Origin of the sequence: Paracoccus panacisoli (genome assembly GCF_042435015.1) — a bacterium.
Lineage (GTDB): Bacteria > Pseudomonadota > Alphaproteobacteria > Rhodobacterales > Rhodobacteraceae > Paracoccus > Paracoccus panacisoli.
In genome coordinates this window covers 4,716-22,522 of the sequence record NZ_JBHMQU010000020.1, presented here as the reverse complement: position 1 = coordinate 22,522, position 17,807 = coordinate 4,716, and the positions used below count along the sequence as shown (strand labels likewise).

Annotated in this window: 18 protein-coding genes and 2 pseudogenes; 11 read left to right on the top strand and 9 right to left on the bottom strand. The window is 73.3% G+C overall.

Going from position 1 to position 17,807, the window contains the following annotated elements; translation table 11 throughout:
- Positions 1-694: pseudogene (locus tag ACFHYO_RS05450) on the bottom strand (hypothetical protein); the annotation flags it as partial.
- Positions 695-813: 119 nt separating this feature from the next.
- A complete protein-coding gene (locus ACFHYO_RS05445; RefSeq protein WP_394318917.1) occupies positions 814-1,524 on the bottom strand; it encodes a uroporphyrinogen-III synthase in 711 nt (236 codons plus the stop codon).
- Between the two features lie 60 nt (positions 1,525-1,584).
- Here ACFHYO_RS05445 and tsaD point away from each other — a divergent pair, with 60 nt between their 5' ends.
- The 6 genes and pseudogenes from tsaD (at position 1,585) to ACFHYO_RS05415 (ending at position 6,770) form a co-directional block, all read left to right on the top strand.
- The gene (gene tsaD, locus ACFHYO_RS05440; protein ID WP_394318915.1) at positions 1,585-2,682 is read left to right on the top strand and encodes a tRNA (adenosine(37)-N6)-threonylcarbamoyltransferase complex transferase subunit TsaD; all 1,098 of its coding nucleotides are present in this window, start codon (positions 1,585-1,587) and stop codon (positions 2,680-2,682) included.
- A complete protein-coding gene (locus tag ACFHYO_RS05435) occupies positions 2,679-3,617 on the top strand; it encodes an NAD(P)H-dependent glycerol-3-phosphate dehydrogenase (RefSeq protein WP_394318913.1) in 939 nt (312 codons plus the stop codon). The genes tsaD and ACFHYO_RS05435 overlap by 4 nt, the downstream gene beginning before the upstream one ends.
- The gene (locus tag ACFHYO_RS05430; protein WP_170835578.1) at positions 3,614-3,886 is read left to right on the top strand and encodes a YciI family protein; all 273 of its coding nucleotides are present in this window, start codon (positions 3,614-3,616) and stop codon (positions 3,884-3,886) included. The genes ACFHYO_RS05435 and ACFHYO_RS05430 overlap by 4 nt, the downstream gene beginning before the upstream one ends.
- Positions 3,886-4,290 (top strand): annotated as a pseudogene (locus ACFHYO_RS05425) (EVE domain-containing protein); the annotation flags it as partial. The gene ACFHYO_RS05430 and the pseudogene ACFHYO_RS05425, both read left to right, overlap by 1 nt.
- A 106-nt stretch (positions 4,291-4,396) precedes the next feature.
- Complete coding sequence (locus tag ACFHYO_RS05420) at positions 4,397-4,789, top strand: DUF1761 domain-containing protein (protein ID WP_036704301.1); 393 nt, start codon at positions 4,397-4,399, stop codon at positions 4,787-4,789.
- 199 nt (positions 4,790-4,988) lie between these two features.
- A complete protein-coding gene (locus ACFHYO_RS05415) occupies positions 4,989-6,770 on the top strand; it encodes an ABC transporter transmembrane domain-containing protein (RefSeq protein WP_036704299.1) in 1,782 nt (593 codons plus the stop codon).
- 48 nt (positions 6,771-6,818) lie between these two features.
- Here ACFHYO_RS05415 and map read toward each other — a convergent pair whose 3' ends face one another.
- A complete protein-coding gene (gene map, locus ACFHYO_RS05410; RefSeq protein ID WP_394318911.1) occupies positions 6,819-7,679 on the bottom strand; it encodes a type I methionyl aminopeptidase in 861 nt (286 codons plus the stop codon).
- A gap of 121 nt (positions 7,680-7,800) precedes the next feature.
- Here map and ACFHYO_RS05405 point away from each other — a divergent pair, with 121 nt between their 5' ends.
- Positions 7,801-8,541, top strand: coding sequence for a competence/damage-inducible protein A (locus ACFHYO_RS05405; RefSeq protein ID WP_036711783.1), 741 nt, complete (start codon positions 7,801-7,803; stop codon positions 8,539-8,541).
- Positions 8,538-9,254 (top strand): GNAT family N-acetyltransferase, encoded by a 717-nt coding sequence (locus ACFHYO_RS05400; RefSeq protein ID WP_394318909.1) that lies wholly within the window; start codon positions 8,538-8,540, stop codon positions 9,252-9,254. The genes ACFHYO_RS05405 and ACFHYO_RS05400 overlap by 4 nt, the downstream gene beginning before the upstream one ends.
- 4 nt (positions 9,255-9,258) lie before the next feature.
- Here the strand turns inward: ACFHYO_RS05400 and ACFHYO_RS05395 are convergent, their stop codons facing one another.
- The 5 genes from ACFHYO_RS05395 to phhA all read right to left on the bottom strand — a co-directional run bounded on the left by ACFHYO_RS05395 (position 9,259) and on the right by phhA (position 13,465).
- Positions 9,259-9,642 carry a hypothetical protein gene (locus tag ACFHYO_RS05395; RefSeq protein WP_043133997.1) on the bottom strand — a complete coding sequence of 128 codons (384 nt, stop codon included), beginning with the start codon at positions 9,640-9,642 and terminating at the stop codon, positions 9,259-9,261.
- A 30-nt stretch (positions 9,643-9,672) separates the two neighbouring features.
- Positions 9,673-10,461 (bottom strand): DUF6478 family protein, encoded by a 789-nt coding sequence (locus ACFHYO_RS05390; protein WP_394318907.1) that lies wholly within the window; start codon positions 10,459-10,461, stop codon positions 9,673-9,675.
- Between the two features lie 34 nt (positions 10,462-10,495).
- Complete coding sequence (gene ilvD / locus ACFHYO_RS05385; RefSeq protein WP_036711777.1) at positions 10,496-12,229, bottom strand: dihydroxy-acid dehydratase; 1,734 nt, start codon at positions 12,227-12,229, stop codon at positions 10,496-10,498.
- A gap of 97 nt (positions 12,230-12,326) precedes the next feature.
- The gene (locus tag ACFHYO_RS05380) at positions 12,327-12,674 is read right to left on the bottom strand and encodes a 4a-hydroxytetrahydrobiopterin dehydratase (RefSeq protein ID WP_036735539.1); all 348 of its coding nucleotides are present in this window, start codon (positions 12,672-12,674) and stop codon (positions 12,327-12,329) included.
- A complete protein-coding gene (gene phhA / locus ACFHYO_RS05375; protein WP_394318904.1) occupies positions 12,671-13,465 on the bottom strand; it encodes a phenylalanine 4-monooxygenase in 795 nt (264 codons plus the stop codon). The genes ACFHYO_RS05380 and phhA overlap by 4 nt, the downstream gene beginning before the upstream one ends.
- Positions 13,466-13,582: 117 nt before the next feature.
- Between phhA and ACFHYO_RS05370 the strand changes: the two genes are divergently transcribed.
- The gene (locus ACFHYO_RS05370) at positions 13,583-14,044 is read left to right on the top strand and encodes an Lrp/AsnC family transcriptional regulator (RefSeq protein WP_394318902.1); all 462 of its coding nucleotides are present in this window, start codon (positions 13,583-13,585) and stop codon (positions 14,042-14,044) included.
- Here the strand turns inward: ACFHYO_RS05370 and cls are convergent, their stop codons facing one another.
- Positions 14,045-15,472 carry a cardiolipin synthase gene (cls, locus tag ACFHYO_RS05365; protein WP_394318900.1) on the bottom strand — a complete coding sequence of 476 codons (1,428 nt, stop codon included), beginning with the start codon at positions 15,470-15,472 and terminating at the stop codon, positions 14,045-14,047. It abuts the gene before it with no gap.
- Between the two features lie 155 nt (positions 15,473-15,627).
- Between cls and accD the strand changes: the two genes are divergently transcribed.
- Together accD and ACFHYO_RS05355 are read left to right on the top strand one after the other, a co-directional pair.
- Complete coding sequence (accD, locus tag ACFHYO_RS05360) at positions 15,628-16,641, top strand: acetyl-CoA carboxylase, carboxyltransferase subunit beta (protein WP_394318898.1); 1,014 nt, start codon at positions 15,628-15,630, stop codon at positions 16,639-16,641.
- The coding region (locus ACFHYO_RS05355; protein ID WP_394318897.1) for a bifunctional folylpolyglutamate synthase/dihydrofolate synthase at positions 16,638-17,807 on the top strand (1,170 nt) is incomplete at its 3' end. The genes accD and ACFHYO_RS05355, both read left to right, overlap by 4 nt.

Below are 17,807 nucleotides of genomic sequence, written 5' to 3'. Positions count from 1 at the left end.
GCGCGGGCGCAGGCTGCCACGCGGCGGGCAGGCGCGGGATCGCCCACCACGCGGCCCCGGCGCCGAGCCCCGCGGCGACGACGCCGCCGAGGAACAGCGGCGCGAAGCCGCCGCGCCGGGGGGCGGGGGCGGGTTTGGCCGGGGCCGGAGTGTGGGCCGGCGCCGGGGCCGGGCTGCGCGACTCGTTGAAGGTGGGCGGGACCGAGGAGCGGGTGGTGCCTTCGGTGCTGGCGCGCGGGGGAATGGCGGCGTCGGACTTGGGAGCGTCGGGCGCCGGGCGGTCCGCGGAGGTTTTCGGCGTGGACTCGGCAGGTTTGCCGGGCGTGGTGTCGCGGGTGATCGTGGGGCTTTCGGCGCGCACCGAGGCCGGCGACGCATCGGCCCCTGCCTTCAACGGCTTGTCGGCCGCGCCCGCAGCCCCGACCCCCATCTTGCCCACGGGCGCCTCAGCGTCGGCACGACCCGAGGCCGCCGCATCGCGCGGGGCCATACCCGCCACGCCGCCGGTGCCGACCAGCGACGACTCGACCGACGGGGCCGGCTCGCCCGATTTCGCCATGCCCGGCCCGGCCCGCTCGACCGGCGGCGCCTCGCGCAGGTCCACCACGCTGCCCGGCGCGGCGGCCTTGGTGCCGGCGGCGGGCTGGCCGGCGGGCGTCTTGCCGGGTTTCGCGGTATCCTTGCGGTCGGTCATGGCGCGGCGATCCCTTGCGGCGGACGGGCGGGGCGTCGTCCCCGGCGTCGTGATTTGGCGGTTCGGCCCGCGCACGAACCGCGCGGGTGGCGTCACAGTAGAGAGCAGCGCCGTGCGGCTCAACCCGCGCCGGGCGGCTCTGTTCCGCGGGTGAGCGCGCGGATGACGCAGCGGATGCCGGGCGCGTCGGGCGAGGGCGCCACGGCGCGACGCAGCGTCGCGGGGGCGGGGCCCGTCCACGCCCGATCCCAGGCCGCGTCGGCGGCGGCGCTGATCGGGGCGAGCCACAGCGGCGCGGCCGGCCCGACGGCGGCCACGGCCGCAGCCGCGAGCGCCGCCGCGCGGGGCGAGAAGAGCGGCAGGATCACCGGCGCCGGACGCTTGAGCAGGGCGGCGGCCTCCTCCGGCAAGGGCAGCGCCTGCTGGTCATAGACGACGATCCCCGGCACCGGCAGCTCGGCCGCGACGCGCACCCCGCGCAGGTGCACCCAGCCGGGGCCGAGCCCGGTGAGCAGCGGCATCATCCCCGCCGCATCGCCCGGCCCCTGCGTCACCGCAAAGCCCGCCGCGCGGGCCAGCTCGGCCGTGCGCGGGCCGACGCAGATCGCCGGGCGTCCGCGGCCCGGCCCGGCGTGGGGGACGGCATTCTCGGAGGTGAGGATCAGCCCCTCGGCCGCCGCGACCGCGGCGCTGTCGTGGGGGACGGGGACGATCCGCATCAGCGGGGCGATCACCGTGGCAAGGCCGAGGTCGGCGATCTGGTCGGCGAAGCGCCGCGCCGCGGGGGCGGGGCGGGTGATGAGGACGACGGGGGGCAAGGGCGGCTGCATGGCGTTTCCCGGGGACCGGTGCTAGGCGGGGATAGGCCGTCCCAACCCGTGATTTCAACCATGACGCTGACCGTGCTGGGGATCGAGAGCAGTTGCGACGACACCGCCGCCGCCGTGGTGCGGCTGGAGGACGCCGGCGGCCCGGACGACGGGGCCCACGCGCCGCGCGTCCTGTCCTCGGTCGTGGCGGGGCAAGAGACGCTGCACGCGGCCTTTGGCGGCGTCGTCCCCGAAATTGCCGCGCGCGCCCATGCCGAACGGCTCGACCTCGCCGTCGAGCAGGCGCTGGCCGAGGCGGGGCTGGGGCTCGGCGATCTCGACGCCATCGCCGTCACCGCCGGGCCGGGGCTGATCGGCGGGGTGATGGCGGGGGTGATGCTGGCCAAGGGGCTCTCGGCCGGGACCGGGCTGCCGCTGGTGGGGGTCAATCACCTTGCCGGGCACGCGCTGACCCCGCGGCTGACCGACGGGATCGGGTTTCCCTATCTCATGCTGCTCGTCTCGGGCGGGCATTGCCAGTTCCTGCGGGTCGAGGGGCCCGAGGACTTCACCCGCCTTGGCGGCACCATCGACGATGCGCCGGGCGAGGCCTTCGACAAGGTGGCCAAGCTCCTCGGCCTGCCCCAGCCCGGCGGCCCGGCGGTCGAGGCCGAGGCCGCCGCGGGCGATCCCCGCGCCATCCCGCTGCCCCGCCCGCTGCTCGACCGGCCGGGCTGCGACATGAGCTTTTCCGGCCTCAAGACCGCCGTGCTGCGCGCCCGGGACGAGGCGGTGGCCCGCGACGGCGGGCTGCGCGCCGGGGTGCGGGCCGACATCTGCGCGGGGTTCCAGGCCGCGGTGGCCGAGGTGCTGGCGGAAAAGACCCGCCGGGCGCTCGCCACCTCGCCGGTGCCGGTCCTCGCCGTGGCCGGGGGCGTTGCCGCGAACCGCACCATCCGCGCCGCGCTCGAGGCGGTGGCGGACAGCGCCGGGGTGCGCTTCCTCGCCCCGCCGCTGGTGCTCTGCACCGACAACGCCGCGATGATCGCCTGGGCGGGGATCGAACGCTTCCGCCTCGGCCACCGCGACGGGATGGAGCTTTCCGCGCGCCCGCGCTGGCCGCTCGACGGCCGCGCCGCGCCGATGCTGGGCGCGGGCAAGCGGGGGGCCAAGGCATGAGCGTCGCGGTCCTCGGCGCCGGCGCCTTCGGCACCGCGCTCGCCGTCGCGCTGGCGGCCAAGGGGCCGGTGGTGCTGTGGGGGCGGCGGATCGGCTGGACGGGCGAGAACCCGCTGTTGCCCGGCGTGACCCTGCCCGATGCCGTCACCGTAACCGAACGGCTCGCGCAGGCGCGGGCCGAGGTGCTGCTGGTCGTCATTCCCGCGCAGGCGCTCGGCGGGTTTCTTCAAACCCATGCATCGGCGCTGGAGGGGCGGGCGCTTGTCGCTTGCGCCAAGGGCATCGACCTCGCCACCGGGCGCTCGCCGGCCGGGATGCTGGCCGCGGCCTGCCCCGCGGCCACGGTCGCGGTGCTGACCGGGCCGAGCTTCGCCGCCGACATCGCCCGCGGCCTGCCCACCGCGCTGACGCTCGCCTGTGCCGATGCCGAGGCGGGGCACGCGCTGCAGCACCAGCTCTCCACCCCGGCGCTGCGGCTTTACCGCACCACCGACGTGGTGGGCGCGGAGCTGGGCGGGGCGCTCAAGAATGTCATCGCCATCGCCGCGGGCGCGGCCATCGGTGCGGGGCTGGGGGACAGCGCGCGGGCCGCGATCGTCACCCGCGGCTTCGCCGAGATGGCCCGCTTTGCCGCCGCGCAGGGTGCCGAGCCTGAGACGCTCGCCGGGCTTTCGGGCCTCGGCGACCTGATCCTGACCGCGACCTCGGCCCAGTCGCGCAACTTCCGCTATGGCCAGGCGCTGGGGCAGGGGGCGGCCTTCGACGCCGCCGTGACGGTCGAGGGCGCCGCCACCGCCCGCGCCGTCACCCGGCTGGCCGCGGCGCAGGGGATCGAGATGCCGATCTCGGCGCTGGTCGCCGGGCTTGCCGGGGGCCGGATCGACGTTAAACAGGCGATGGAGCTGCTGCTCGCCCGCCCGCTCAAGGAGGAATGATGCCGCTTTTCGCCGTGATCTGCCGGGACAAGCCCGGCCATCTCTCGACCCGGCTCGAGACGCGCTCGGCGCATCTGGACTGGCTCAACGCCGCCGACATGGTCCGCATGGCCGGGCCTCTGGTCGAGGACGGCGAGATGCGCGGCTCGCTGGTCGTGGTCGAGGCCGACGACGCCGAGCGGGTGCGCGCCTGGACCGCCGGCGACCCCTATGCCGCCGCCGGGCTGTTCCAGTCGGTCGAGGTCATCGAGTGGCGAAAGGTGATCTGATGGCGCACTGGCTGTTCAAGTCCGAGCCCGACGCCTTCTCGTGGGACGACCTCGTGGCCCGCGGCCGCGACGGCGAAGAGTGGAACGGGGTGCGCAGCGTGCAGGCCCGCAACGTGATGCGCGAGATGAAGGTCGGCGACCGCGGGTTCTTCTACCACTCGAACATCGGGAAAGAGGTGGTGGGCATCGTCGAGGTGATCGCCGAAAGCCACCCCGATTCGACCGCCGACGACCCCAAGTGGGACTGCGTGGACCTGCGCGCGGTCGAGCCGCTGGCCCGGCCGGTGACCTTGGCCCAGATCAAGGCGGACCCGCAGTTCGCCGATATGGTGCTGGTGCGCAATTCGCGCCTGTCGGTGCAGCCGGTGACCGACGCGGAGTGGGAGGCGGTGCTGGCCTTGGCCGAAGCGCCTGAAGAGGCGGCCGAGGACGCGCCCGCCGACGCGCCTGCCGACCGCCCGGCCAAAGCCAAGCCCGCCAGACGCGCGGCCAAACGGAGGGACTGACCCGATGGAGCTGATGATCGTGATCGCCGCGGCGATCCTCGCCTGGGTCGTGGGGGCGATCTGGTACCGCCTGACCGACCGGGTCTATGCCCACGCCTCGGCCCTGCAGGTCCAGAACATCGGCCACCCCAAGGCGCGCTCGGTGGTGCCCTATCTGCTGGCCGGGGTGGCGCTGGTGGCGGTGGCGGCGATGCTGCGGGTGCTGTTCGTGCGCGCCGGCATCGACGGGGTGCTGGCCGGGATGGGCTGGGGGTTCGGCATCGGCGCGGCCATCGTCGCGCCGTGGTTCGTGATCGAGAACACCTATTCGCCGCGGCCGATGATCATGACGCTGGTGGACATGGGCTATGCCATCACCGCCTGCGCGGTGATCGGCGCCGTGATGGGCGGCATCTGACCCCGCAGGCCAGCCCCGGCCGCGCCCCTGCGCCGCGGCCCGAGGAGCTGACCGGCCCGCCCCCGTGCCGCCTTGCCGCAGGCGGGGCCGGGGGGCTGCGCTTGCCCCGGCCGGGCCGAGTGCCTAAACCCGCCCGGTCCGCCGCGCGGCCCCGCCGCGCCCCCTCGCCGCCCGACGTCCCAGCCTGAGAGGTCCGCCCATGGCCCGCAGCCCCAAGCCGATCGCCGATCGGCCCGCGACGAAACGCATCGGCGCGCTGGCGGCGCTGTGGCCGTTCGTCCGGCCCTACCGGCTGCTGCTGGCGGGCGCGCTGCTCGCTCTGATGGTGACGGCGGGGGTGAGCCTCGTCCTGCCGGTCGCGGTGCGCCGGATCGTGGACGGGTTCGACGAGGGCGCGCGGCTGCTCGACCAGTATTTCCTCGCCGCCATCGGCATCGCGGCGCTGCTCGCCGTGGGCACGGCGCTGCGCTATGCGCTGGTCACCCGGCTGGGCGAGCGGGTCGTGGCCGACATCCGCCGCGCGGTCTTCGACCGGGTGATCGGCCTCTCGCCCGCCTTCTTCGAGCGGGTGATGACCGGTGAGATCATCAGCCGCATCACCACCGACACGACGCTGATCCTGTCGGTGATCGGCTCGTCGGTCAGCCTCGCGCTGCGGCAGGCGATGGTGGCGGTCGGCGGTCTGGTGATGCTGCTGCTGACCTCGGCCAAGCTGACCGGGCTGCTGATGCTGGTCGTGCCGGTGGTGCTGGTGCCGATCATCGTGCTCGGCCGCCGGCTGCGCGGCCTCTCGCGCGAGAACCAGGACTGGATCGCCGCCTCGTCGGGCAGTGCGTCCGAGACGCTGCTCGCGGCGCAGACGGTGCAGGCCTTCACCGCCGAGGACGCGACGCGGGCGGGCTTTGCCGACGTGACCGAACGCTCCTTCGCCTCGGCCGCGCGGCGCATCCGGGTGCGGGCGGCGATGACGGCGCTGGTGATCTTCCTGATCTTCGCGGGCGTCACCGGCGTCCTGTGGATCGGCGCCCGCGACGTGCGGCTGGGCGCCATGACGGTGGGCGAGCTGGTGCAGTTCGTCATCTACGCGGTGATGGTCGCGGGATCTGTCGGCGCGCTGTCCGAGATCTGGGGCGAGCTGCAGCGCGCCGCCGGCGCCACCGAGCGGCTGGGCGAGCTCTTGGCGACGCAGGACGCGCTGACGGACCCCGCCCGCCCGGTGGCGCTGCCGCGCCCGGTGCGCGGGCAGATCGAGCTCGAGGGCGTCTCCTTCCACTATCCGACCCGGCCCGATGTCTCGGCGCTCGAGGACGTGTCGCTCTCGATCCGGCCGGGCGAGACGGTGGCGCTGGTCGGCCCGTCGGGGGCGGGCAAGACCACCGTGGTGCAGCTCATCCTGCGGTTCTGGGACCCCGAGACGGGGCGCGTCACGCTGGACGGGATCGACCTGCGCGACATGGCCCGCGCCGATTTCCGCCGCGCCATCGCGCTCGTGCCGCAGGACCCGGTGATCTTCGCCACCACGGCGCGCGAGAACATCCGCTTCGGCCGCCCCGAGGCCTCGGACGCCGAGGTCGAGGCCGCCGCCCGCGCCGCCAACGCCCACGACTTCCTGACCGCGCTGCCGGACGGCTATGAGGCGCAGGTGGGCGAGCGCGGGGTGATGCTGTCGGGCGGCCAGAAGCAGCGCATCGCCATCGCCCGCGCGATCCTGCGCGACGCCCCGATCCTGCTTCTGGACGAGGCGACGAGCGCGCTCGACGCCCAGTCCGAGCGGCTGGTGCAGGACGCGGTGGACGCGCTCGCCCGCGACCGCACGACGATCATCGTCGCGCACCGGCTGGCGACGGTGAAGAAGGCCGACCGGATCGTGGTGATGGACAAGGGCCGCATCGTCCAGCAGGGGACGCATGACGAGCTGGTGGCGCAGGGCGGCCTCTACGCCCGGCTCGCCCGGCTGCAGTTCACCGACGGGGCGGCCTGAGCGCCGCCCTCAGCCGCTTCGTTCTGGCCCGAAGACCCGCGGCCAGCCTCAGAGGTCGGGGAAGAACACCCCGCCGGGCGAGAGGGTGAAGATCTCGCAGCCGTCCGCGGTCACGCCCACGGAATGCTCGAACTGCGCCGACAGCGACTTGTCGCGCGTCACCGCGGTCCAGTCGTCGGCAAGGATGCGCGTCTCGGCCCGGCCGAGGTTGATCATCGGCTCGATGGTGAAGAACATCCCTTCCTCCAGCATCGGGCCCTTTCCGGGCCGGCCGAAGTGCAGCACGTTCGGCGGCGCGTGGAACACCCGGCCCAGCCCGTGGCCGCAGAAGTCGCGCACCACCGACATCCGCTGGCCCTCGGCATAGGTCTGGATCGCCGCGCCGATGTCGCCGAAGGTGGCGCCGGGGCGCACCGCCTCGATCCCCTTCATCAGGCAGTCGTGGGTGACCCGGATCAGCCGCGCCGCGCGCTCGGACACCTGCCCGGCGACGTACATCCGCGAGCTGTCGCCGTACCAGCCGTCCTTGATCACCGTCACGTCGATGTTGAGGATGTCGCCCTCGAGCAGCGCATCGCTGTCGCGCCGCTTCTCGAGATCGCGCGAGATCGTCTCGTCGCGGCCCTTGGGGATCGGCTGGCCGGGGATGCCGTGGCAGACGACGTGGTTCACGCTGATGCAGCTTGCGTGCTGGTAGCCGCGATAGCCGACGGTGGCGCTGGTCAGCCCCAGCCCGGCCACCCGGGCGTTGATGAAGTCGTCCAGCTCGGCCGTGGTCACGCCGGGGGCCACGCGCGGGCCCACCTCGTCCAGGATCAGCGCGGCGGCGGCGCCGGCGGCGCGCATCCCGGCGAAATCCTCGGGGGCATGGATGCGGATGCCTTCGCGGGTGAGGCGCGGGTCGTTCATCGGGCTGATCCTTTCGCTTGAGGTGCCAGATAGACCCCGGCGGGGCCTTGTTCCAGCCCTCAGGCCGGGCATTATGCGCCCGCACCGGGCCGCGCCCGGCCAGACACCCGGAGGACGCCTGATGCAATCCGACAATCCGACCGCCGCGATCCTGCTGATCGGGGACGAGATCCTGTCCGGCCGCACCCGCGACCTGAACGCCCACCACCTCGCCGGCATCCTGAACGGCATCGGCATCGACCTGCGCGAGATCCGCGTCGTGCCCGACGACCATGCCGCCATCGTGGCGGCGCTCCGGGCGCTCGACCGTCACCTCGGCGGGGACTGGGACATGGTGTTCACCTCGGGCGGCATCGGCCCGACCCACGACGACATCACCGCCGACGCCGTGGCCGACGCCTATGGCGTCGGGATCGAGGTCAACGCCGACGCTCGCCGGATGATGGAGGAGCGCTGGACCCGGCTGGGGATGGAGATCACGCCCGCCCGCCTGAGGATGGCCCGCATCCCGGTCGGCGCGACGCTGATCGAGAATGCCGAATCGGCCGCGCCCGGCTTTTCCATCGGCGGCGCGCACGTCATGGCCGGGGTGCCCTCGGTGTTCCGCAGCATGGTCGAGGCGCTGGTCCCGCGGCTCAACCCCGGCCGCCCGCCGGTCAGCCGCACCGTCCGGGTCGAGCGCCCCGAGTCCGACGTGGCCGAGGGGCTGCGCGAGGTCGCGGCCGACTTCCCGGACCTGTCGCTCGGCAGCTATCCCTTCCGCGAAGAGGGGCGCTTCGGCACCAACCTAGTGATCCGCGGGCTCGACGCCGCCCGCGTCGAGGCCGCGCTCGCGGCGCTCGGCACCCGGCTCGGGCTGTGATCTCACCGGCGTTCGACGCCGCCTGGCAGGCGACCTGGCCCGCGGCCGACTATGCCGACCACGGCGGGCTGCGGGTCGGCCGGGGGCTTGGCGGTGGCGGCCGGGTCAGCGCCGCCCGGGTGGTGGGCGACTGGGATGAGGCCGACATTGCCGCGGCCGAGGCGACCCATGCCGGCTGGGGGCAGCCGGCGCTCTTCGCGGTCGAGGACGGCGACGGCGCGCTCGCCGCGGCGCTTGCGGCGCGGGGGTATCGCGCCGCCAACCCCACGCTGATCCTGTCGGCGCCGCTCGGCCCGCTGACCGACCGGGCGATCCCGCCGGTGACGGCGCTCGAATCCTGGCCGCCGCTCGCGATCCAGCGCGACCTGTGGCGCCAGCTCGGGGTCGGGGACGCGCGGCAGGCGGTGATGGCGCGGGTCGCGGGGCCGCACACGGCGATCCTCGGCCGGGTCGAGGATCGCGCCGCAGGCGCCGCCTTTGCCGCGGTGCACGGCGGCATCGGGACGCTGCACGCGCTGGCGGTGCTGCCGCGCTGGCGGGGCAAGGGCCTGGGCGCGTGGATGGTCCGCCGTGCGGCCGATTTCGCCGCCCGGCACGGCGCCACCGAACTGGCGCTCGCGGTGACCGAGGCGAACGCCGCGGGGCGGGCGCTCTATGCCGGGCTCGGCTTCGCGCCGGTCGGACGCTACGCCTATTGGCAGCGCGACGGCTGAGCCGTCACTCGGTCGCCAGCCGCCGGAACTCGCGCTTGAGCAGGTCCACCTCGGCCCTGAGCAGGTCGATCTCGGCCCGCAGGTCGGCGTCGAGCGCCTCGCCCGCGAGCAGCGGCAGGTGCCCCAGCCGCATCGCGCCGGGACGCGGCGCGTCGACGCCGGCGCCATCGTCGGCGATCAGCGTATAGGTCTGCACACCCTCGGACAGCGTCTCGACCGGCAGGGCGGCGCGGATGTTCCAGCCGCCCTCGGCGCCGGGCGTGACCTCGGCCTGGCCCACGGTGCGGCCGTTCAGCGTCAGGGCCACCCGGGCGGGGGCGGGGCCGTCGGGCAGCCGCCCCTCCCACACGCCGGACTTGAGGCCGAGCGAGACGAACGGACGGGTCATGTCGGGCCCCCTTGGGTCAGCCATCGGGCGTTACACATCGGCGCGCAGATGCCGCGACAGGAACAGGTCGCGGATGCGCACCGCGTTCATCTGCGGCGCCTCGAAGATCAGGTCGAGCCACAGCTTCTCGAGCCGCTTCTCGTTCATCTCGACGTAGTGCAGGTCGAACTCGATCTCGCGCGCGACCGGCTCGGGGCCGGGGGCGATGTCGCCGAGATGGCGCAGCAGCGTGTCGGTGTTCGGCCCGTGGCCGATGTTCAGCCGGGCATAGATGCTCATCGGGCGCTCGACCGTCAGCGTCACATCGAGCCGGATGATGTGGGCGCGGGTCAGCTCGTCGCGGGCGGCGTCGGGCAGGGTGACCGAGACCGACAGATAGCTGCCCGAGAACCCCAGCGTCTCGAGCAGCAGGCCGAAGGGCGCGAGATCGGCGGCGCCGCGGTTCGGCATCTGCCGCAGGATCAGCGCGCCCGCCGGGCAGTCGTGCCAGACCGCCGCCTGCTCACCCAGCCACGTCCCCGAGGCGGGGGCGGCGATGCCCGAGGGCGCGATCCGGGTCGACAGGAACGGCGGCCGCCAGCGCCAGTCGGTGCCGCGCGGCAGGTCGGCCAGATCGACCGGCCGCTGGACGCTGTCGAGCCGGCTCTGCGCGCTGGCGATGAAGCGGTCGGCGCTGCGCCTGAGGCCGCGCGCGTCGTCCTGCAACTCGCGCAGCCGGCGCAGGGTCATGCCGCCGGTGGCCTCGGCCAGCCGCTGCCACTCGCCCATCGCGCGCAGGCGCAGCCTGTTCCTGACCCAGCGGCGCGGTTGGATGGCCATCGTTGCGGCGCCCCCGTCGGACCGGCGGTGCCGGTCACTGGTCCATGTAGACGTGGGTCTCGGCCTTGGCGCCGGGGTGGGTGACGGCGCCGAGCCGCGCCACGCCGACGAGCTGGGCGTATTTCCACAGCGCGCCCGAGGCATAGTCGGTCTTGCGCGGACCCGCCCACGCCGCCTTGCGGGTGGCGAGTTCCTCGTCGGTCAGGTCGACCGAGATGGTGCCCTCGAGGGCGTTCAGCGTGATGATGTCGCCGTCGCGGACCAGCGCGATCGGCCCGCCATGCGCGGCCTCGGGGCCGACGTGGCCGACGCAGAACCCGCGCGTGGCGCCCGAGAAGCGGCCGTCGGTGATCAGCGCCACCTTCTTGCCCATCCCCTGGCCCGAGAGCGCCGCGGTGGTCGCCAGCATCTCGCGCATCCCCGGCCCGCCGGCGGGACCTTCGTTGCGGATGACGATGACCTCGCCTTCCTTGTAGGTGCGGGCCTGCACGGCCGCGAACGCCTCTTCCTCGCACTCGAAGACGCGGGCGGGGCCGGTGAAGACCTGCTCGGCCTCGCTCATCCCCGCGACCTTCACGATGGCGCCCTCAGGCGCGAGGTTGCCCTTCAGCCCGACGACGCCGCCGGTTTTGGTGATCGGCGTCTCGACGGGGTGGATGACCTTGCCGTCCGGCTCGCCGCGGATCTCGTCCAGCTCCTCGCCCAGCGTCCGCCCCGAGGCGGTGAGGCAGTCGAGGTGCAGCAGCCCGGCCTTGGCCAGTTCCTTCATCACCACCGGGATGCCGCCGACCTCGAACAGGTCCTTGGCGACGTATTCGCCGCCCGGCCGCAGGTTCACGAAATAGGGGGTGTCCTTGAAGATGTCGCAGACGTCGAAGAGGTCGAAGTCGATCCCCGCCTCATGCGCCAGCGCCGGCAGGTGCAGACCGCCGTTGGTCGAGCCGCCCGTGCAGGCCACGACGCGGGCCGCGTTCTCGAGGCTCTTGCGGGTCACGATGTCGCGGGCGCGGATGTTCTTCTCGATCAGGTTCATGACCGCGAAGCCCGAGGCGTCGCAGAACTGGTCGCGGCTCTCGTAGGGCGCGGGCGCGCCGGACGAGTTGATCAGCGCCAGCCCGATCGCCTCGGAGACGCAGGCCATGGTGTTGGCCGTGTACTGCGCGCCGCAGGCGCCCGAGGACGGGCAGGCCACCCGCTCCATGATGTCGAGTTCCGCGTCCGAGATCAGGCCCGCGGCGTGCTTGCCCGCGGCCTCGAACATGTCCTGCACGGTGATGTCGCGGCCCTGGTAGCGGCCGGGCAGGATCGACCCGCCGTAGATGAAGACCGACGGCACGTTCAGCCGCACCATCGCCATCATCATCCCGGGCAGCGACTTGTCGCAGCCGGCAAGGCCCACGAGCGCGTCGTAGCAGTGCCCGCGCATGGTCAGTTCCACCGTGTCGGCGATGGCGTCGCGGCTGGCCAGCGACGAGCGCATCCCCTCGTGCCCCATGGCGATGCCGTCGGTCACGGTGATGGTGGTGAACTCGCGCGGGGTGCCGCCGCCGCGCTTGACGCCCATCTTCACGACCTGCGCCTGACGGTTCAGCGCGATGTTGCAGGGCGCGGCCTCGTTCCAGCAGGTCGCCACGCCGACCAGCGGCTGGTGGATTTCCTCTTCGGTGACGCCCATCGCGTAGAGATAGCTGCGATGCGCGGCACGCGCCGGCCCTTCGGTCACGTGACGGCTGGGCAGTTTCGACTTGTCGAAGCGCGTGTTCTTCATGGCGTCCCCCTTGGCTGGGGTCCGGCATAGTGCCGGGCCGGGCGGGGGGCAAGGGCGCGGGAGGGGGCAGCGCGGGGCGGAGTGCCCGCCCGCGCGCTCAGACCGCCAGCACTGCGTTCAGCTTGGCCGCGCAGATCAGGTCGTTCTCGGTCAGCCCCCCGGCCTCGTGGGTGGTGAAGGTCACCTCGCAATAGCCCCAGCCGAAGGCGATGTCGGGGTGGTGGCCCTGGCTGTTGCCCAGCCACGCGGCGAGGTTCGCCATCTCGACCGCCTTGGCAAAGCCCTTGAAGGCGAAGCGGCGGTGGATCGCGCGGGCGTCGTCCGAGAGCGTCCAGCCCTCGATCCCCCCGAGCGCCGCCCGGGCGGCGGCGGCGTCCATGGGCGCCACGCCCCCCTGGCAGGGCACGCAGTCGCGGGCGGCGAGATCGCAGGTCGGGTCAGTCATGCCACCTCCTCCTTCGGGGGGTATGCGGGCGGGTGCAACCCCAGCGCGCGGGCCTGCCGCACGTCGGCCAGCAGGTCGCGGTCGGCGGCGGCAAAAAGATCGTCCAGCCGGTCGATCACGAAGTAAAGCGGCTGGTGGATGTCGATGCGATAGGGCGTCCGCAGGATGTCGATCACGTCGAAGGGCCGGTGCTGGGGCGCGTCCGAGATCGACCACGGCAACTCGGTCACCGACGACGCCAGCCCCGGGCCAAGCGCCTTGAGCCGCCCGTCCTCGCGCGTCAGCCCGAACTCGATCGAGAACCAGTAGAGCCGGATCAGCCAGGCGTAATCAGGCTTCTCGGCCCGCGTCCCGGCCTGCCCGATCGCCTGCGAGAAGGCCGCGAAGGCCGGGTCGGTCAGCAGCGGCGTGTGGCCGAAGATCTCGTGGAAGATGTCGGGTTCCTCGATATAGTCGAAGTGCTTGCGCTTGCGGATGAAGCTGGCGGCCGGAAAGGTCCGGTCGGCGAGCATCCCGAAGAAGCGCCCGAAGCCGATCAGCGCCGGCACCGGCTCGACCCGCCAGCCGGTCAGCTCGCGCAGCCTCTCGCTGACCTCGGGGCATTGCGGCACCCGGGCCGTGGGCAGGTCGAGCTTGGCCAGCCCGTCGAGATAGGGCAGCGCCATGTCACGGCGCACCGCGGGCATCTGGCGGGCGACGAGATCGGCCCAGACTGCGTTCTCCTCGGGCGTGTAGGCGATGAATCCGTCCGCGTCGGGCTGTTTGGCCTCGTATTCGGTCGATTTCGGCATGATGTGTCCTCCCGTGGTCCAGTTTACCCGAGGGCGGCAGAAAATCTTGCCGCAGGCGGGGGGCTGGGGCAGGGTCGGGAAACACCATGCCCGATCCGGGCCGCTGCGGGGTATCTCATGCCTGACCTCGACGACACCGACCGCCGGTTGCTGCGGGTGCTCCAGCGCGACGCCACGCTCTCGACGCAGGAGCTGGCCGAGCGCGCTGGGCTCTCGGCCTCGCCCGCGTGGCGGCGGGTGCGGCGGATGACCGAGGACGGCGTGATCGCCGCGCAGGTGGTGCTGGTGCCGCCCCGGGCGCTGGGGCTTTCGGCGCTGGCCTATGTGCGGGTTTCGCTGCTTGACCACCGCGAGGAGACCATCGCCGCCTTCGACCGCTTCGTGCAGGCCGAGGATCAGGTGGTCGAATGCGCGACCATCACCGGGGCCTCGGACTATCTGCTCAAGATCGTGGCCGAGGATGCCGAGGGGCTCGAGCGGTTCCTGATGCGACGGCTGCTGGCGACCGGGATCATCCGGGCGACGGTGACGAACTTCGTCCTGCGGCAGACGAAATACACCACCGCCCTGCCGGTGTGATCACAAGAGCGGCGTCGCCAGCGCCAGCGCGTTGTTGCGCACCCGCCGCCACATCGGCCAGGCGGCGATGTCCTCGGCCGTCAGCGGCACGGCGCGGGCGAGGTAGCTCGCCTGCCGCGCGTCCAGCTCGGCCGTCAGCACCGGGTCCACGACGGTCAGGTTCATCTCGTAGTTCAGCTCGAAGCTGCGGCGGTCGAGATTGGCCGAGCCGATCATCGCCAGCTGCCCGTCCACGGTCATGATCTTGGCGTGCAGCAGCCCCGGCACGAACTGCCACAGCCGCACCCCGGCCTCGGCCAGCCCGCCGAAGAACCCCTCGCTGGTCGCGCCGACGAAGAGCGAATCGTTGCGCCGGGGCAGGATCATCGTGACCTCGACCCCGCGCAGCGCCGCCGCGCGCAGCGCCGCGTCCACCGCCTGGTCGGGGACGTAGTAGGGGTTCGAGATGGTGATGCTGCGCCGGGCGCTCAGGATCAGCGTCATCATCGCATCCGACAGCCCCGCCACGTGCCGGTCAGGGCCGGTGGGCAGCACCTGGGCGATCTGGTCCGGGCCGCCGGGGGGCAGCACATGGGTCAGCATCGCGCCGAGGTCGGCGCCGGTCGCGGTCATCCAGTCCTGCAGGAACACCGCCTGCATCTGCCGCACCACGGGGCCGCGGATGCGGGCGAGGATGTCCACCCACGGCGCGAACCGCGGCTTCACCGCAAAGGCCATGTCGGCGCAGTTGCGGCTGCCGGTGAAGCCGAGCGTGTGGTCGATCACCACGATCTTGCGGTGGTTGCGCAGGTCCACGCGGCTGAGCATCGCCCGGACCAGCGACAGCCGCACCGGGTCGGCGCGGCGGCAGTCGACGCCCGCGGCGCGCATCTCGTCCCACGTGGCCGAGCGGGTGAGCGCGCGCGAGCCGAGCCCGTCCACCATCACCCGCACCGCCACGCCCCGGCGCGCGGCGCGGCAGGCAGCGGCGGCGACCTTGCGGCCCGACACGTCGTCCAGCCAGATGTAGAACAGCATGTGGACGTGATCGGCGGCCGCGTCGATCGCCTCGACCACCGCGTCGATGGCCGAATCGTCCTCGGGCAGCAGATGGATGTCGTTGCCCGACACCGGCTCGAACCCGCCCGCGGCGCGGTTCATGTCCAGCACCGCGCGGGCCGAGTCGGGCGGCGCCTCGACCGCCTGCGGGCTCGGGGTCCAGAGGCCGGTCAGCCGCTCGCGGATGTCCTCGCGCCGCTGCCGGTCGCGGCCGTTCATGCGGATCTCGCCGAAGAGCAGGTAGCCCGCGATGCCGATCAGCGGCAGCGCCTCGACCACGAGGATCCAGGCAAGGCGGACCGGCGGCTCCATCTGCGGGCGCGTCAGCACCCGCAGGCTGACCGCCACCGCGGCCAGGATATGCGCCCAGAGGATGATCTGTCCCCACATGGCCGCCATAGGGCCGCCCCCGCGCGCCGATTGCAATCGCGGACGGTGCGGCCTATCTCACGCCCCTGACGCAGGGCGCTGTCCGGCCGCGGTTCCGGCCGGGGCGCGCGAGGCCGCCCGAAGGCCGACCCGAGGCCGACCGCAAGGGAACAGCGATGAACTGGATCACCAATTATGTCCGCCCGCGCATCAACAGCCTGTTCTCGCGCCGCGAGGTGCCCGAGAACCTGTGGACCAAGTGCCCGGAATGCGGGACGATGCTGTTCCACCGGGAACTCGCCGACAACCTGAACGTCTGCACCTCGTGCGACCACCACCTGGCGATCACGCCGCGGGCACGGTTCACCGCGCTCTTCGACGGCGGCGCCTTCGTCGAGGTCAAGGTGCCCGAGCCGCTGGCCGACCCGCTGGGCTTCAAGGACCAGAAGAAATACCCCGAGCGCCTCAAGGCCGCGCAGAAGCAGACCGGCGAGCGCGAGGCGATGCTGGTCGCCGAGGGCGAGGTCGGGCGCACCGCCATCGTGGCGGCGGCGCAGGACTTCAGCTTCATGGGCGGGTCGATGGGGATGTATGTCGGCAACGCCATCCTCGCCGCGGCCGAGCGCGCGGTGGCGCTCAAGCGGCCGCTGGTGCTGTTCTCGGCCGCCGGCGGCGCGCGGATGCAGGAGGGCATCCTGTCGCTGATGCAGATGCCCCGCACCACCGTCGCCGTGCAGATGCTGAAAGAGGCGCGGCTGCCCTATGTCGTCGTGCTGACCCACCCCACCACCGGCGGGGTGACGGCGAGCTACGCCATGCTGGGCGACGTCCAGATCGCCGAGCCGAACGCGCTGATCTGCTTTGCCGGGCCGCGGGTGATCGAGCAGACCATCCGCGAGAAGCTGCCCGAGGGGTTCCAGCGCGCCGAGTATCTGCTCGAGCACGGGATGCTGGACCGGGTGACGCACCGCAAGCACCTGCGGGCCGAGCTGGTGACGATCCTGCGGATGCTGACCCGGCAATCGGCGCCGATCGTGGCCGACCTGCCGGCGCCCGGCGCCATCCCAGTGGCGCTGCCCGATGCGCCGGCGGAGCCCTCGGCCGCGTTCCAGCCCGCCGACGCCGCCCCGGTGACGGCCGAGGCGCCCGGCCCGGTCCCGGCCGCCGCGCGAAAGAACGCCAAGGCGTGAGCGACGCGACGGACGCCATCCTCGCCCGGCTGACGGCGCTGCATCCCAAGGTCATCGACCTGTCGCTCGACCGGCTGACGGCGCTGCTGGCGGACCTCGGGAACCCGCAGGACGCCATCCCGCCGGTGATCCACATCGCCGGGACCAACGGCAAGGGCTCGACGCAGGCCTATCTGCGCGCGGGGCTCGAGGCCGCGGGGCTGCGCGTCCACGCCTACACCTCGCCGCATCTGGCGTATTTCAACGAGCGCATCCGGCTGGCCGGCGACCTGATCGGCGACGCGGCGCTGGCCGCGGTGCTGGCCGAGGTCGAGGCGGTGAACGCCGGCCGCCCCATCACCTTCTTCGAGATCACCACCGCGGCGGCGGTCCTCGCCTTCGCCCGGACGCCGGCCGACGTGACGCTGCTCGAGGTGGGTCTTGGCGGGCGGCTCGACGCGACCAACGTGGTCCGCGCGCCGCGGCTCACGGTCATCACCCCCGTCTCGATCGACCACACCCAGTATCTGGGCGAGACGCTGGCCGAGATCGCCGGCGAGAAGGCCGGCATCCTCAAGCGCGGCGTGCCCTGCGTCGTGGCCCGCCAGCAGGACGAGGCGCTGGCGGTGATCGAGGCGCGCGCCGCGCGGCTCGGCTGTCCGCTGGCGGTCGCGGGGCAGCACTGGACGGCCGCGCGCGAAGGCGACGCGCTGGTCTATCAGGACGAGCGCGGGTTGCTGGACCTGCCGCTGCCGGCGCTGCCGGGGCCGTTCCAGATCGACAACGCCGGCACCGCCATCGCCGCGCTGCGCGAACTGGGCTACGGGCAGGCCGAGGCGGCGGCGGCGATGACGCGGGTCGAATGGCCCGCCCGGATGCAGCGCCTCACCCGCGGCCCGCTGGTCGAGGCCGCGCAGGCGGGCGGCTGCGAGCTGTGGCTCGACGGCGGCCACAACCCGGCGGGCGGGGCGGCGGTGGCCGCGACGCTGGCGGCGATGCCGCCGCGGCCCACGCATCTGATCTGCGGGATGCTGAACACCAAGGACGTCGCGGGCTACATGGCGCCGCTGGCCGGCGTGGCCGAAAGCCTGACCGCTGTGGCCATTCCGGGCGAGGCCAACACCCTGCCGGCCCAGACGACCGCCGCCGCCGCCCGCACCGCCGGACTGCCGGCCGGCACCGCCGCG